15 protein-coding genes are annotated in these 15,031 nt (G+C 60.9%); 10 read left to right on the top strand and 5 right to left on the bottom strand.

The window, feature by feature from the left end; translation table 11 throughout:
- Positions 1-4: 4 nt before the first annotated feature.
- The 3 genes from H045_RS15750 to H045_RS15740 form a co-directional block, all read right to left on the bottom strand.
- Positions 5-1,720 carry a proline--tRNA ligase gene (locus H045_RS15750; RefSeq protein WP_003238887.1) on the bottom strand — a complete coding sequence of 572 codons (1,716 nt, stop codon included), beginning with the start codon at positions 1,718-1,720 and terminating at the stop codon, positions 5-7.
- Between the two features lie 194 nt (positions 1,721-1,914).
- Positions 1,915-3,447 carry an AmpG family muropeptide MFS transporter gene (locus tag H045_RS15745; protein WP_003238884.1) on the bottom strand — a complete coding sequence of 511 codons (1,533 nt, stop codon included), beginning with the start codon at positions 3,445-3,447 and terminating at the stop codon, positions 1,915-1,917.
- A 44-nt stretch (positions 3,448-3,491) separates the two neighbouring features.
- Positions 3,492-3,806 (bottom strand): MGMT family protein, encoded by a 315-nt coding sequence (locus tag H045_RS15740; protein ID WP_186351163.1) that lies wholly within the window; start codon positions 3,804-3,806, stop codon positions 3,492-3,494.
- Positions 3,807-4,000: 194 nt separating this feature from the next.
- On the opposite strand from H045_RS15740, the gene H045_RS15735 reads away from it, so the two are divergent.
- The 10 genes from H045_RS15735 to H045_RS15690 all read left to right on the top strand — a co-directional run bounded on the left by H045_RS15735 (position 4,001) and on the right by H045_RS15690 (position 12,541).
- Positions 4,001-5,008: a DUF481 domain-containing protein gene (locus H045_RS15735; RefSeq protein ID WP_015372871.1), complete on the top strand. Its 1,008-nt coding sequence runs from the start codon at positions 4,001-4,003 to the stop codon at positions 5,006-5,008.
- A 112-nt stretch (positions 5,009-5,120) separates the two neighbouring features.
- On the top strand, positions 5,121-5,852 hold the full coding sequence (locus H045_RS15730; RefSeq protein WP_015372870.1) for a HugZ family pyridoxamine 5'-phosphate oxidase: 732 nt from the start codon (positions 5,121-5,123) through the stop codon (positions 5,850-5,852).
- Positions 5,853-5,918: 66 nt separating this feature from the next.
- On the top strand, positions 5,919-6,395 hold the full coding sequence (locus H045_RS15725) for an FxsA family protein (protein WP_015372869.1): 477 nt from the start codon (positions 5,919-5,921) through the stop codon (positions 6,393-6,395).
- A gap of 241 nt (positions 6,396-6,636) precedes the next feature.
- Positions 6,637-6,933 carry a co-chaperone GroES gene (locus H045_RS15720; RefSeq protein WP_003175874.1) on the top strand — a complete coding sequence of 99 codons (297 nt, stop codon included), beginning with the start codon at positions 6,637-6,639 and terminating at the stop codon, positions 6,931-6,933.
- A gap of 50 nt (positions 6,934-6,983) precedes the next feature.
- Complete coding sequence (gene groL / locus H045_RS15715; protein WP_003238874.1) at positions 6,984-8,630, top strand: chaperonin GroEL; 1,647 nt, start codon at positions 6,984-6,986, stop codon at positions 8,628-8,630.
- Between the two features lie 168 nt (positions 8,631-8,798).
- The gene (gene colR / locus H045_RS15710; RefSeq protein ID WP_003175870.1) at positions 8,799-9,482 is read left to right on the top strand and encodes a two-component system response regulator ColR; all 684 of its coding nucleotides are present in this window, start codon (positions 8,799-8,801) and stop codon (positions 9,480-9,482) included.
- Positions 9,472-10,758 carry a sensor histidine kinase gene (locus H045_RS15705; protein ID WP_003238873.1) on the top strand — a complete coding sequence of 429 codons (1,287 nt, stop codon included), beginning with the start codon at positions 9,472-9,474 and terminating at the stop codon, positions 10,756-10,758. Before colR ends, H045_RS15705 begins: the two co-directional genes overlap by 11 nt.
- Positions 10,759-10,912: 154 nt before the next feature.
- Positions 10,913-11,593 carry a class I SAM-dependent methyltransferase gene (locus tag H045_RS15700; protein WP_003238871.1) on the top strand — a complete coding sequence of 227 codons (681 nt, stop codon included), beginning with the start codon at positions 10,913-10,915 and terminating at the stop codon, positions 11,591-11,593.
- 4 nt (positions 11,594-11,597) lie between these two features.
- A complete protein-coding gene (locus H045_RS15695) occupies positions 11,598-12,317 on the top strand; it encodes a lipopolysaccharide kinase InaA family protein (RefSeq protein WP_003238868.1) in 720 nt (239 codons plus the stop codon).
- Positions 12,314-12,541 carry a hypothetical protein gene (locus H045_RS15690; protein WP_003238867.1) on the top strand — a complete coding sequence of 76 codons (228 nt, stop codon included), beginning with the start codon at positions 12,314-12,316 and terminating at the stop codon, positions 12,539-12,541. The genes H045_RS15695 and H045_RS15690 overlap by 4 nt, the downstream gene beginning before the upstream one ends.
- A 303-nt stretch (positions 12,542-12,844) precedes the next feature.
- On the opposite strand, the gene H045_RS15685 is transcribed toward H045_RS15690, so the two are convergent.
- Positions 12,845-13,942: a DUF1513 domain-containing protein gene (locus H045_RS15685; protein ID WP_015372868.1), complete on the bottom strand. Its 1,098-nt coding sequence runs from the start codon at positions 13,940-13,942 to the stop codon at positions 12,845-12,847.
- 2 nt (positions 13,943-13,944) lie between these two features.
- Complete coding sequence (locus H045_RS15680) at positions 13,945-15,009, bottom strand: imelysin family protein (protein WP_003237575.1); 1,065 nt, start codon at positions 15,007-15,009, stop codon at positions 13,945-13,947.
- Positions 15,010-15,031 lie beyond the last annotated feature (22 nt).

The raw sequence follows: 15,031 nt of genomic DNA, 5'->3' as shown, positions 1-15,031 counted from the left end.
GTTTTCAGCGACGAATACGCGCCTGAAGGAAAGACAGCACGTCAGCCACCGGCAACGGTTGGGCTTCGGCTTCGGTCCGGCTTTTGTATTCCAGATTGCCATCGGCCAGGCCGCGGTCACTGACCACGATCCGGTGCGGGATGCCAATCAGCTCCATGTCGGCGAACTTGATGCCCGGGCTGGTTTTCTTGTCCCGATCATCCAGCAGCACTTCGAAACCGGCGGCCGTGAGTTCGGCATACAGTTTGTCGGTGGCTTCGCGCACTTGCTCGGTTTCATAGCGCAGCGGCACCAGGGCAACCTGGAACGGCGCCAGTGCGTCGCTCCAGATGATGCCCTTGTCGTCGTTGTTCTGCTCGATGGCAGCGGCCACCACGCGAGAAATACCAATGCCGTAGCAGCCCATTTCCAGGGTGATCGGCTTGCCGTTCTCGCCCAGCACTTCGCACTTCATCGCCTTGCTGTACTTGTTGCCCAGCTGGAAGATGTGCCCGACTTCGATGCCGCGCTTGATTTCCAGGGTGCCCTTGCCATCCGGGCTCGGGTCGCCGGCCACCACGTTGCGCAGGTCGGCCACGGTCGGAACGGGCAGGTCACGCTCCCAGTTCACGCCGAAGTAGTGCTTGTCATCGATGTTGGCGCCGATGGCGAAGTCGCTCATCAGTGCCACCGAGCGGTCGATGATGATCGGCAACGGCAGGTTCAGCGGGCCGAGGGAACCAGCACCGGCGCCAATGGCGTCGCGCAGGTCGGCATCGGTGGCCATCACCAGCGGGCTGGCCACGCCAGGTTGCTGGGCCGCCTTGATTTCGTTGAGCTCGTGGTCGCCACGGATCACCAGGGCGATCAGCTTGCCTTCTTCCTCGGCGCGCACGATCAGGGTCTTGATGGTCTTTTCAATCGGCAGATTGAATTTTTCCACCAGGGCCGCGATGGTCTTGGTCTCGGGCGTATCCACCAGGCGCAGTTCTTCAGCCGCCGCAGGGCGGGAAGTTTCCCGTGGCACAGCTTCGGCTTTCTCGATGTTCGCCGCGTAGTCGGAACCGTTGCTGAAGGCGATATCGTCTTCACCGGATTCGGCCAGTACGTGGAATTCGTGGGAGCCGGCGCCGCCGATGGAGCCGTTGTCCGCTTCAACCGGGCGGAATTTCAGGCCCAGGCGCGTGAACACGTTGCAATAGGCCTGGTGCATGCGGTCATAGGTGACCTGCAGCGAGGCCTGGTCAGCGTGGAACGAATACGCGTCCTTCATGATGAATTCACGGCCACGCATCAAGCCGAAGCGCGGGCGGATTTCGTCACGGAACTTGGTCTGGATCTGATACAGGTTCAGCGGCAGCTGCTTGTAGCTGCTCAGCTCGTTGCGCATCAGGTCGGTGATCACTTCTTCGTGGGTCGGGCCGGCGCAGAAATCGCGGCCATGACGGTCCTTGAAGCGCAAAAGCTCAGGGCCGTACTCTTCCCAGCGCCCGGATTCCTGCCACAGCTCAGCCGGTTGGGTGCTCGGCATCAACACTTCCAGAGAACCGGCGGCGTTCATCTCTTCGCGAACGATGGCCTCGACCTTGCGCATCACCTTCAAACCCATGGGCAGCCAGGTGTACAGGCCCGAGGCCAGTTTGCGGATCATGCCGGCGCGCAGCATCAGCTGATGGCTGATCACAACCGCGTCGGAAGGCGTTTCTTTCTGTGTGGCGAGCAAATATTGACTGGTACGCATGGTAGGCCGTTGTCGGTTGCTTGGACTTGAAATGACTTGGGATTGTACGGGCGGTTGCTGCCGGAGTACAGGCATCAGAAAGGGAGGGCTTCAGGTGGGCGCTGGCTTGCCTGCGATGGCGTCAACGCGGCGTGCCTGACGTACCGAGGTGTCTGCATCGCAGGCAAGCCAGCTCCCACATTGACCGAGGCGTGTCACTCTTCGGCGGGAGGATTCAATCGCGCCCGCCGATTCTCCTGATACCAATGCAGCGCAATCAGCAGCAGCGTCGGCACACCCAGCATGCAGGTGATCAGGAAGAAATTGTGATAGCCGAACTTCTCCACCATCACCCCCGAGTAGCCGCCGATCAGGCGTGGCAGCAGCAGCATGATCGAGCTGAGCAGGGCGTATTGCGTGGCGGAGAACTTGAGGTTGGTCAGGCTCGACAGGTAGGCCACGAACGCCGAGGTCGCCAGGCCCGAGCTGAAATTGTCCAGTGAGATGGTGAAGATCAGCATCTGCAGGTCGGGGCCCATGTCGGCGAGCATCACGAACAGCAGATTGGTAGCGGCCGAGGCCACGCCGCCGATAAACAGGATCGGCAGGATGCCGAACCGCACAATCAGCAGTCCGCCCATGCCGGCGCCGACCAGGGTCATGATCAGGCCGAAGATCTTGCTGACGCCGGCAATCTGATCCTTCGTGAAGCCCTGGTCGATGTAGAACACGTTGGCCATCACGCCCATGACGGTGTCCGACATGCGATAGGTCGCGATCAGCCCGAGCAGCAGCAACGCCTGCCAGCGGTAGCGCAGGATAAAGTCGTTGACCGGCGTCAGCACCGGGGCCAGGCCCCGGCGGCCCATGGTCGACAGGCACAGCGCAGTGAGGATGATGTAGAGAATGGCGCGCAGGAAGGCGCGGTCCTCCAGCAACAATTGCCACAGGCTCACGCCCTGGAACAGCACGCTGGCGAAATCGGTGTTGTACAACTGAGTGAACATCGCTGGCACCGACACCAGCAGCACGATCAGCACAAACACAGACACAAGCTGATGCATGAAGCTGTAGCGCCCGGCCTGCAACTGGGTGCGCAGCGGTACGTTGGGTTCGCGCATGAACAGGGTGGTCAGCAGCGCGGGCACCATCAGCGCGCCGAACAGTACATAGGTGCCGGTCCACGCCGAATGCTTGTAGTTGAAACCCGTTGAGCCGAAACCCTCGGCAAAGAACAGTGCGCCCGCCGTGGCGAGCAGGGCGGCTATGCGATAACCGGACATATAGCTGGCGGCCAGGGCGGCCTGGCGGCTGTCGTCGGCGATTTCCAGGCGATAGGCATCCACCGCGATATCCTGGGTGGCCGATGCGAATGCCACGACCACCGCAATCGCGATCAACCACGACAAATGCTTTTGCGGGTCGCAAAAGCCCATCCCGATCAATCCAAGGATCACCAGCGATTGGGCAAGTACCAGCCAGGAGCGACGACGTCCGAGTTTGCCGAGCAGGGGCAGGCGCCATTGGTCGAGCAGCGGCGACCAGACCCATTTGAAGGCGTACGCCAGGCCGATCAAGCTCGCATAGCCGATGGTTTCGCGGGCCACACCGGCCTCGCGCAGCCACACTGAAAGCGTTGAAAACACCAACATGTAAGGCAGGCCGGCGGCAAAGCCGAGCAACAACAGAACAAGCGTCGAAGGGCTGGCATAGGCAGCGAGCGCGGCGCGCCAGGTTTTACGGGGCATGGGCTGGAGTCTGCCTCAGATTCACGGGAAACAAAGCGCGCACTCTAACCGCTGTGCTCTACCGGGCGCCAGCCATGGCGCTGAATATCCACACGATTGTTGCGCACTGTAACGCCCTCAGCCCGCAAACGTGCGCGTTGCTCGTCGCCCGAGGCGCTGCCCGCCGGCAGGCTTATCCGACCACCGGCACCCAGCACCCGATGCCAGGGCAGGCGCGTGTCGTCCGGTAACTGGCTGAGAGTGCGCCCCACCCAGCGTGCAGCGCGACCCAGCCCTGCCAGGTGCGCCAGTTCGCCGTAACTCACCACACAGCCTTCGGGGACATTCGCCAGGGTCAGGTATAACGCCGTGCGGCGCATGTCGGCGGGGCTTTGCGGGGTATCGGCAGCTTGAATCACTGTGGGTCCATCCGTTGAGATCGTCTGTCTATCTGTCAGAAACGTCTGTAAAAATGAGGGCGTTGGTTGAACTGAACATTCATACTTGAGTCAGTGCTAGCTATCTAACACGATAATCGTCCTTTTTTCGCCAACCCTGAGCCCCGAATCCGCTTATGTTGTCCAGAACTCTGCTGTGCCTCGCTGTTTTCAGCGCCTCAACCCCCGTGCTCGCCGATACCGTCTGGCTGAAGAATGGTGACCGCCTGACGGGCAAGATCAAGGTCTTCGATGGCGGCAAGCTGCTGATCCAGACCAGCTATGGCGGCGCAATCCCGGTGGACTGGAAACAGGTGAAAACCCTGGAGAGCGACCAGGAACTGCTGGTCAAGCAGGACGCCTACAGCGGTGAGAAGGCCAAATCCCTGAAGCCTGCCGACGATGGCAAAGTGGTGCTGGCCAATGGCGAAGCCCCCAAGACCGTTGAGCTGGCGAGCATCCAGCAGATCCTCAAGCCCAAGCCGGTGATCCAGGACCTGGTGTGGAAAGGCAACGTGGACATGGCTCTGGACTACAAGCGCGCCGAACGGGACACCAACGACTACGACGTCGACTTCAAGACAACCGCGCGCCATGGCCAATGGCGTCATACCGGGCAGGGCGAATACAACCGCGAGTTCCAGGACGACGTCACCACCACCGACAACTGGGCCCTGGAATACGACCTTGACCGTTTCATCACCGAACATTGGTTCTGGCAGGGGCGCCTGACCTACAAGCGCGACAAGGTTGAAGAGTTGGCGCGCCAGCGCACCGTTGGCACCGGCCCGGGCTACCAGTTCTGGGATGACGAACTGGGCGCGTTCTCCCTTGGCTCGCTGGTCAACCGCACCGATTACGAATATGCCAACGGCGGCAAGGACAACTTCTATTCCTTGGCCATGAAGTGGAACTACAACCGCTATCTGGTCGGCAAGACCGTGGAATTCTTCACCAACGGCGAACTGGGCAAACCAATCGATGCACCGGCCGATTACTCGCTGGATGCGGAAATCGGTCTGCGCTACAAGGTCACCGAATGGGCGTCGCTCAACCTCAAGGCCGAGCGCGATGTGGTCAGCGGTGAAGAACAAAGCGACTTGAGCAAAACCCGCTACACCGCAGGCTTTGGCGTGGCCTGGTAATAAAGTCGGGGGCGGCAGGGCAGTGGCTGGCAACCGGCGCGCAGATTGATTACCGTGTGTTGAGATCCATTCCCATAAAACATGGGCGATGGAATACACGAGGAGTCATACGTTGAGCGCGCAAGTTGCCAGAAACGCCCGAGAGCTGTTGCTCAAGGAATACCGTGGGGCTCTTTCCACACTCTCCAAAGCCATGCCCGGCTTTCCGTTCGGTTCGGTCGTGCCCTATTGCCTGGACGAGCAGGGCCGGCCGCTGATCCTCATCAGCCGGATCGCCCAGCACACCCATAACCTGCAAAAAGATCCCAAGTGCTCGCTGCTGGTGGGCGAGCGCGAGGCCGATGATGTGCAGGCCGTGGGGCGTCTGACGTACCTCGCCGAAGCCGAAAAGCTCGAAGACGCCGCGGCCATCGAGGCCGCCGCCGAGCGTTATTACCGCTACTTCCCCGATTCAGCCAACTACCACAAGGCCCACGATTTCGACTTCTGGGTACTCAAGCCCGTGCGGCACCGCTATATCGGCGGGTTCGGCGCTATTCACTGGGTCGACCAACTGACCCTGGCCAATCCGTTCGCCGGCAAGGCCGAACGCAACATGATCGAACACATGAACAGCGATCACTCCAAGGCCATTGCTCACTACGTGCAACTGGCCGACTTGCCGACCCGCGAACCCGCCCAATTGGCCGGCATCGACGGCGAAGGTCTGCACCTGCGTATCGGCCAGTCGTTGCACTGGTTGCCGTTTGCAACACCTTGCAATACGCCGACACAGGTGCGAGAGGCCCTGGTTTCACTGGCCCATGCTGCGGCCTGGCCGAAAAAAGAGCCCGTCAGCGCTTGAATTCACACAATGGCGACGTCATCTAAGGTGGACTGGCAAGGCATTCTTGCGTTGAGGAACCATTTGATGCGCCCTTTTTTATTGCTCTTTCTGCTATTCCCGGTGTTGGAGCTGTTCGTCTTCGTTCAAGTCAGCAGTGCAATCGGGTTTTTCCCGGCCCTGTTGCTGATCATTCTCGGCTCGATGCTTGGCGTGCTGGTGCTGCGCGTCGCCGGCCTGGCCACGGCGTTGCGTGCCCGTGAAAGCCTGAATCGTGGCGAACTGCCTGCCCAGACCATGCTCGAAGGCCTGGTGATGGCCCTGGCCGGCGGCCTGTTGATCCTGCCCGGCTTTATCAGTGACGTGGTCGGCCTGGTGATGCTGCTGCCGTTCACCCGCAAGCGGCTGGCCGGCAAGATGCGCCAGCGTGCCGAAGAGGCTGCGATGCGCCAACGCGCGTTCGCCGACGACCTGCAACCCCGTGGCGGTCCGGCACCGCGCCAGCCCCTGGGGCGTGAAGGCGACGTAATCGAAGGCGAGTTCGAACACCGCGACAACAAATAACGCTTCACCGGCACGGCACCTTCGGGTGCCGTGCCTCGTTAGGGGGCGATGCAAAAAAATCCGTCTCGGCCCCTTGTAATAAGCTTGTGCGCCCTTATGTATCGGTCACCGAAAGGTTTTCTGGTGGCAACGCCAGACAGACTTCCGCGTCTTGCCTGGCGAGACGCGACCGGCACAGCCGGATTACAACCCGCCGGTACTGATACCGGCCGATGAAAAACACAATTAGGAGAGATCGACAATGAGCAAGCTTCGTCCTCTGCACGACCGCGTCGTAATCCGTCGCAGCGAAGAAGAAAAGAAAACCGCTGGCGGTATCGTTCTGCCAGGTTCGGCTGCTGAAAAAGCCAACCACGGTGTGATCGTCGCTGCAGGCCCAGGCAAGACTCTGGAAAACGGTGACGTACGTGCGCTGGCCGTTAAAGTCGGTGACAAGGTTGTATTTGGCCCTTACTCGGGCAGCAACACTGTGAAAGTCGACGGCGAAGACCTGCTGGTTATGGCTGAGAACGAGATTCTCGCTGTTCTGGAAGACTGATTTCCCCGCTCATTTTCCCGTTACTACAAAGTATTTAAGGAATATCGATCATGGCTGCTAAAGAAGTTAAATTCGGCGATTCCGCCCGCAAAAAAATGCTCACCGGTGTCAATGTCCTGGCTGACGCAGTAAAAGCGACCCTGGGCCCGAAAGGCCGTAACGTGATCATCGAGAAGAGCTTCGGCGCTCCGACCATCACCAAGGACGGCGTTTCCGTCGCAAAAGAAATCGAGCTCGAAGACCGTTTCGAAAACATGGGCGCGCAGCTGGTCAAAGACGTTGCCTCCCGTGCCAACGATGACGCGGGCGACGGCACCACCACGGCTACCGTTCTGGCTCAGGCAATCGTCAACGAAGGCTACAAGGCTGTCGCTGCCGGCATGAACCCGATGGACCTCAAGCGCGGCATCGACAAGGCGACCATCGCCGTTGTTGCCGAGCTGAAAAACCTGTCCAAGCCATGCGCCGACACCAAGGCCATCGCTCAGGTGGGCACCATCTCCGCCAACTCCGACAGCTCCATCGGTGACATCATTGCCGAAGCCATGGAAAAAGTCGGTAAAGAAGGCGTGATCACCGTTGAAGAAGGCAGCGGCCTGGAAAACGAACTGTCGGTTGTAGAAGGCATGCAGTTCGACCGTGGCTACCTGTCCCCGTACTTCGTCAACAAGCCTGAGACCATGGTTGCCGAGCTGGACAGCCCGCTGATCCTGCTGGTCGACAAAAAGATCTCCAACATCCGCGAAATGCTGCCAGTGCTGGAAGCCGTTGCCAAAGCCGGCCGTCCGCTGCTGATCGTTTCCGAAGACGTTGAAGGCGAAGCCTTGGCGACGCTGGTCGTGAACAACATGCGCGGTATCGTTAAAGTCGCCGCCGTCAAGGCGCCAGGCTTCGGCGATCGTCGCAAGGCCATGCTGCAGGACATCGCCGTACTGACCGGCGGTACCGTTATCTCCGAAGAGATCGGCCTGAGCCTGGAAAGCGCCACCCTGGAAAACCTGGGCAGCGCCAAGCGCGTGACCATCTCCAAGGAAAACACCATCATCGTTGATGGTGCTGGCGTTGAGAGCGACATCCAGTCGCGCATCGGTCAGATCCGTGCCCAGGTTGCCGAAACGTCTTCGGACTACGACCGTGAAAAACTGCAAGAGCGTCTGGCCAAGCTGTCCGGCGGCGTTGCAGTGATCAAGGTTGGCGCTGGCTCCGAAGTTGAAATGAAAGAGAAGAAAGCCCGCGTTGAAGACGCCCTGCACGCAACCCGCGCAGCCGTCGAAGAAGGCGTGGTACCTGGCGGTGGCGTTGCGCTGATCCGCGCTCTGGAAGCCCTGACCAACCTGACCGGCGACAACGCTGACCAGAACGTTGGTATTGCTGTACTGCGTCGCGCTGTTGAAGCACCGCTGCGCCAGATCGCTGCCAACTCCGGTGACGAGCCAAGCGTTGTGGTCAACGAAGTCAAGAACGGCAAAGGTAACTACGGTTACAACGCTGCGACTGGCGTCTACGGCGACATGATCGAAATGGGCATCCTGGATCCTACCAAGGTGACTCGTTCGGCATTGCAGGCAGCAGCCTCCATCGGTGGCCTGATCCTGACCACCGAAGCCGCCATTGCTGACAAGCCAAAGGCTGAAGGCGCGGCTGGCGGCGGTATGCCTGACATGGGCGGCATGGGTGGCATGGGCGGCATGATGTAAGCCAGCCTTACCCCCTGTACCGAAAGCCCCGCCTGCAGTGATGCAGGCGGGGCTTTTTATTGGCTGTCCTTCCAGAAGCGATTGGCTTCTCAGCCCTAGCCGTAAACTCCGCTTGCCCTTAAGCTGCGCGAGCCAACATGGCCGTTAACGCGTCCGGAGACATTGCCCATGCGAATTTTATTGGTTGAAGACAACCGCGATATCCTCGCCAACCTGGCGGATTATCTCGGGCTCAAGGGCTATACCGTGGACTGTGCGCAGGACGGTCTGTCGGGCCTGCACCTGGCCGCGACCGAGCATTACGACCTGATCGTGCTCGACATCATGCTGCCGGGCATCGACGGCTACACCCTGTGCAAGCGCCTGCGCGAAGACGCGCGGCGTGACACACCTGTCATCATGCTCACCGCCCGCGACCAGTTGGATGACCGCTTGCAAGGCTTTAAGTCCGGCGCCGATGACTACCTGCTCAAACCGTTCGCGCTGTCCGAATTGGCCGCCCGCATCGAAGCCGTGCTGCGCCGTGCCCAGGGTGGCGGGCGCCGTGCGCTGCAAGTGGGCGACCTGAGTTACGACCTCGACACCCTTGAGGTGACCCGCGAGGGCCGCCTGCTCAAACTCAATCCGGTCGGCCTCAAGTTGCTGGCGGTATTGATGCAAAAGAGCCCCCACGTGTTGCGTCGCGAAATTCTTGAGGAAGCGCTGTGGGGCGATGACTGTCCGGACAGCGACAGCCTGCGCAGCCACGTCCACCAATTGCGCCAGGTGATCGACAAGCCGTTCGCCAAGCCACTGCTGCAAACCGTGCACGGCGTGGGTTACCGCCTGGCCGAGGGTCGAGATGGAGTTTAAGCAAAGCCTTGCCCAGCGGATCATCATCGCGTTCGCGCTGATGAGCGCGCTGGTGGCGGGGGCCTTCGCCATGGGCATCGTTGCCACGGTGCACCTGGTGGAAGAGAAACTCATCTCGGCCGGCCTGGGCGGCGACCTGCAACGCCTGCTGATGATGGACAGCGTTGAAGACTGGCGCCACCGTCCCGAGCCGGACCAACTGTTTTATTTCAGCGGCGGGCCGGGCGACTTCGAGCTTCCCAAGGACCTTCGCCATCTGGAACCGGGCTTCCATGAGGTGTTTCGCGAGTCGCTGTCGTACCACGCCATGGTCGAAGTGGTGGACGGCCGGCGCTATGTGTTGCTGCAGGATCAGAGCGATTTCGAGGAGCGCGAACGGGTGCTGTTTGCCGTGGTGCTGGTGGGTTTCGTGCTCAGCCTGGCGCTGGCGGTATTCCTCGGCTGGGTGCTGGCGCGCAAGGTGATGGCGCCGGTGGTGCGACTGGCACGCCAGGTGCGCCACCGCGACCAGTTGCTCGGCCTGGCACCGCCCCTGGCTCCGGATTATGCGGCTGACGAAGTGGGTGAGCTCGCCGTGGCGTTCGACGCCACGTTGGGCCGCCTGCGCCAGGCGCTGTCGCGCGAGCAGCTGTTTACCAGCGACGTGAGCCACGAACTGCGCACGCCGTTGATGGTGCTGGCCAGTTCTTGCGAACTGCTGCTGGAGAACCCGGCGATCGATCAGCGCGGACGCAACCAGGTGCAACGCATCGCCAGGGCGTGTGAAGAGATGCGTGAACTGGTGCAGACCTTCCTGATGCTCGCCCGCGCCGAACACAGCGAAGAAGCCATGTCGCCCCAGGTGACCTTGCCGCAAGTGGCTGAAGACCTGCTCGGCATCTGGCGCGAGCCCATCGAGCGCAAGGGGCTGGAATTGATCTATCACCCCGGCAGCCCGCTGGACACCCGTTACAACACCACCTTTTTGCACGCGGTGATGGGCAATTTGTTGCGCAACGCCTTGCACTACACCGAACACGGCTTTATCCGCCTCACCCTGGAACCCAGCGGGTTTGTAGTCGAGGACTCCGGGGTGGGCATTCCCGAGGAGAAGCGCGAAGCGATGTTCGAGCCGTTCGTGCGTGGTACTGGCAGCGAGAAGCGCGGCGAAGGGCTGGGGCTCGGGTTGTCCCTGGTACAACGCATCTGCGAGAACCAGGGCTGGAGCGTCAGCTTGAGTACCATGGAGCCCAGCGGTTGCTGCTTTCGTGTCGAGCTGAACCCGCCCAAGCCGTAAGCGCTGCCTGCAGGGGCGAGTATCCTCGCGCCTGCTTTTTTTGTAACGTCTTGAAATGTATCAGAATAGACAGGACAAGTTTTTCACACTTGATTGACCTGTTGATCACAGTTCGCTGCTTAAGGTTGCAGGCATCAGTGAACGGAGACGTAAGATGCCTTCCCCAATCAAGCTCGAATTTTCCGAAAAGTACGATGATCAGCATGCGCAGAATTATTTGCTCAAGCATCAGGACAATCTGGCGCGTCGGCTGTCCCACAAACGCGACGAGCAATTGGCGCGTGGTGCGTTGGCCATGGCCGGTGAGCCAGGCCTGGTGCTTGACCTGCCGTGCGGTGCCGGTCGTTTCTGGCCGCTGCTGGCCGAAAAGCCCAACCGTGTGATCATCGGTGCGGACAATTCCGAATCGATGTTGAAGGTGGCGACACTCGCTCAACCGGCGGATGTGGTGAAACGGGTACGGCCTTTGCAGACATCGGCCTTTGATATTGATTTGCCAGACAGTTCGGTCGACAGCATTTTTTGCATGCGTTTGCTGCACCATATCGGTGATCCGACGCACAGGCTGGCGATTCTGCGAGAGTTCCAGCGGGTTACCCGCGACAGCGTGATCATCTCGCTGTGGGTGGACGGCAATTTCAAGGCCTGGAAACGCAAGCGCGCCGAGGTGAGACGTCGCAGAAAAGGTGAGCAGGAAGGTTACCAAAACAGATTTGTGTTACCGGCTGCTACTGTTGAGGCAGAATTCGAGCAGGCCGGTTTCCGTGTTCAGGAATCCCTGGATTTCATCCCGCTCTACGCCATGTGGCGTGTATATGTATTGCGCAAGAGGTAACAGGATGGCAGTTGAGTGCGTAGCAGGCAGTCATGTAGCTCCCGAAGAGCGATTTGATTATTTCTGGCGCCAGCAGGGCGAGTGGGTCGAGGAACCCAACCGTCGACGCGGCGGTGAGAGCGGTGTGCAACGGGTAGTCAGCGCCAACGGCCGCTTGCTCTACTGCAAGCGCCAGACCGGGCATATCTATCGCAGTTGGCTACACCCGTTCGGACGCCCGACCGTGTTGCGCGAGCGCGATGCGCTCAAGGGCTTGCGCCTGTTGGACGTGCGAGTGCCAGAGATGGTGTTCTGCGAGGCGCGCCGCGACCCCGAACACCAATGGAAAGCCTTGTTGGTGACGGCTTCGCTGGACGGCTTTGACGAGATCGAAAACTGGTACGCCGCTGGCGGCCGCCAACAGTATGGCGAAGCGGTGCATGAACGCCTGCTCAAGGAATTGGCCGAGACCCTGGCTCGCATGCACAAAGGCCGCTGGCAGCATGGGTGCCTGTATATCAAGCACGTGTTCGTGAAGGTGACGGGCGACGTTGACTCCGCCAAGGTGGAAGTGGCGTTGCTGGACTTCGAGAAATGCCGCCAGCGCCTGACCGCTTATCGGGCCGCGTCCCACGATATGCTGCAACTGCGTCGCCATTCGTCGTTCAGCGATAGCGACTGGAAGAAACTGAGCTATTTTTACGAGACGGCGTTTGGCAGCGCTATCAAGGGTTTAACCAAATGAAGCTAGAAATAGCACGAGGTTTGTTCCTGGTCGGGGCGTTGGGCGTGTCAGCCCTTGCCCTGGCTGCGTGGGAGCTGCCTCGGACACAAGTGCTCAGCGCAACTGAAGGTAGCGGGCAATGCCTGCTGCCGCGGGTTGCCAAGGCGAGTGTGGCGGCCAGGCCCGATCATGATTTGCTGTTGTTCATGTTCGGGATGTCCCAGGGGATGAGGCCGCAAAGTTGAAACGATTGAAACCCGCGAAAGGGCCTTACTCCGTGAGGCCCTTTTTTTGTGGCCAATGGATCTGAAATCAACGTCCATCCCCTATGGGAACGGGCATTGTGTGGCGAGCGGGCTTGCCCCGCGTTGGGGGGCGAAGCGCCCCCCATCCAGCAAAACGCGGTGTACCTGATACGGCTCAGTGCCTGGTTTTGGGGCTGCTGCGCAGCCCAACGCAGGACAAGCCTGCTCTCCACAGGGAACTGCGCTTAACTGAACGGCATTAGCGCAAGCCTGCTCGCCACAGAGGCTCAGTCAAGGCGCAGATCAAGCCAGGTGCAGATGGTTATCCCAAAGCCCCGCCGGCAACTCCAGCGGTTGGGCGATCACCTGTGTCTGTCGGCAATCATAGAACCGGCAGCGCCCCTGGCCCGATGTCACCACAAACCCGTCCGCCACCGCGCCCACACCCGCGCAGTCGGGCAACGGTCCATCCAGGCGCAGCTCGCCGCTGTCCAGGTCCCAGATAAAGAAGCGATTGCCCCGCGGTGCGGTCAGTGCCACCAGGCGCAGCTCACTGTGCACCGCGACGCTGGCGGTGTAATGCCCCATCGCCTGCAACTGCTCATCGGCCACCGGGAAAGCCACGAACGGCTGGCCGGGCCGCTTGATCGCCAGCAGCTCGGAACGCTCTTGGGACGGCCCCATGAATTGCTGCCCGGTGAGGATGGTGCCATCGCTGGCGATGCCCATATGGCGCACGCTGTTCATCGGCTGGGCGAGGGTTTCCTTGCTGATCAGCGTACCGTCGCGCTGCATCAGCACCAGGCTCGGTTCCATGGCGTTGAGGTTCATCTCCACGCGACTTTCGGCCTCGGTGCGAATCCCGCCATTGGCAACCACCAGCGTCTCGCCGTCGGGCATCCATGACACCTGATGCGGGCCGATGCCGTGGGTGGACATCTCGCCACTGTGCACCAGTCGCTCGCCTTCGAAGCGGTATACGCCAAGCAGACCGCGTCCGGGGTCGGCGGTGTCGTTTTCGGTGGCGTACAGCCACTCGCCGCTTTTGTGGATGACCGCATGGCCATAGAAATGACGGTTAGGGTTGGAGGTAATGGTCTGCAGCAGCGCGCCATCACGCAGGTCGATCAGGTAGCTCTCGGTGCCCGGACGACGGGCGACAAACAGCGCAATCGGCAGCGTCGGATGATTGATGATGTCGTGGCAGCGCTGGCCAACCTGGGTGGCAAACACCGGCTTGCCGTCCAGGCGATAGCCCACGGCATAGTGATTGCCATGGGCATCATCGCGCGCCGACAGCAGCAGCGGGCCCTTGTCCTTCTGCTTGAACAACGTCCAGCCGCCCAGGGTGAGGGCACTGAGCAATATGCTGCCCACCGCTAAAGCCTGTCGCCTGAGCATCATCAGTCACCGTCGTTGGCATTGAAGCCGAGTTGGATGCCCAACGCTTTGGCCAACTCGCCTTCGTGCAGGCGGTGGACGACGTTGAGGCTGTCGTAGATATCGTTGAGCTGCTGGCGCCCGGCGTCATCATTCAACAGTTCGTTGAGAGTGCGCTGGTTGCTGGCGAACAGTTTGAGCGATGCGGCGTAGGCGGCGTCGATCTTGTCGGCCAACGGCTTCTGCTCGGCCGGCAACAGACCACGCAGCCCCTTGTTGTCGACGCCCACCCACACGGTGCGCGCCGCAGCGAGGCTGGCCTCCAGGCTTTGCAGGGACGACTGGCTGCGCCAGGCATCGGCCTGGAAAGGCTGCGGGATACCCTTGGTCTGGCGCCCCATGGGCGTGCCGAGTTTTTTCTTCAGGGTGTCCAGCGCGGTCACCTGCACGCGCAGCAGGTCGGCGATGGCCTCGTGGGAATCGGCGTAGCGCTGGTTGGGAAACTTGCTCATCTGCGCGAGCATGCCGTCGGTGCTGTTCCAGCTCGCCAAAATCTCTTCGGCCAGGGCTTTCTGGCGCTCGCCGATGGCCATCAGCAGTGGGCAGTAGCGGGCTTTTTGCGCGTCGTCGGCGATGTCGGTTTTGGCGTCATACAGGATGTACTCGTAGGCCGACAGGCCTTGTACCACCACGCTGGACTTGGCCAGTGCTGCGCCGTCGATCTGCGGCTGCGCGGTGACCAGTTGCTCCACCTGGCGGCCCACCAGGTTTTTCTTGTCCGGCCAGAACTGCACCTGCCACGCGCGATTGCCTTCGGCCAGCGGGCCGATCAGCAGCGGTTGCAGCTCGGCCCAGGCTTTTTGTGCATGGAGGAAGTCCGCACGGGCGGTGTCCAGGCTCTCTTTACCCTGGCAGTAGGCCAGAGCGCTGACGGCCAGTTGACGGTCGGCGTCGACCCAACGGCTGTAGGTCGGCAGGATCACTTGCTTGGCGATAGCCGCCGAGGTCACGGCCTGCGGGTCTTGCGGTGAGCAGGCACCGAGGGCGAGGGCGGCAAGGCTGGTGAACAACAACTTGGGACGGAACATGTCGAGCTCCCTTATCGGATTG

The sequence above is a fragment of the Pseudomonas poae RE*1-1-14 genome, from assembly GCF_000336465.1.
GTDB lineage: Bacteria > Pseudomonadota > Gammaproteobacteria > Pseudomonadales > Pseudomonadaceae > Aquipseudomonas > Aquipseudomonas poae.
Note: the sequence above shows the minus strand (reverse complement) of the source record. Positions and strands in the feature narration are given on the sequence as shown.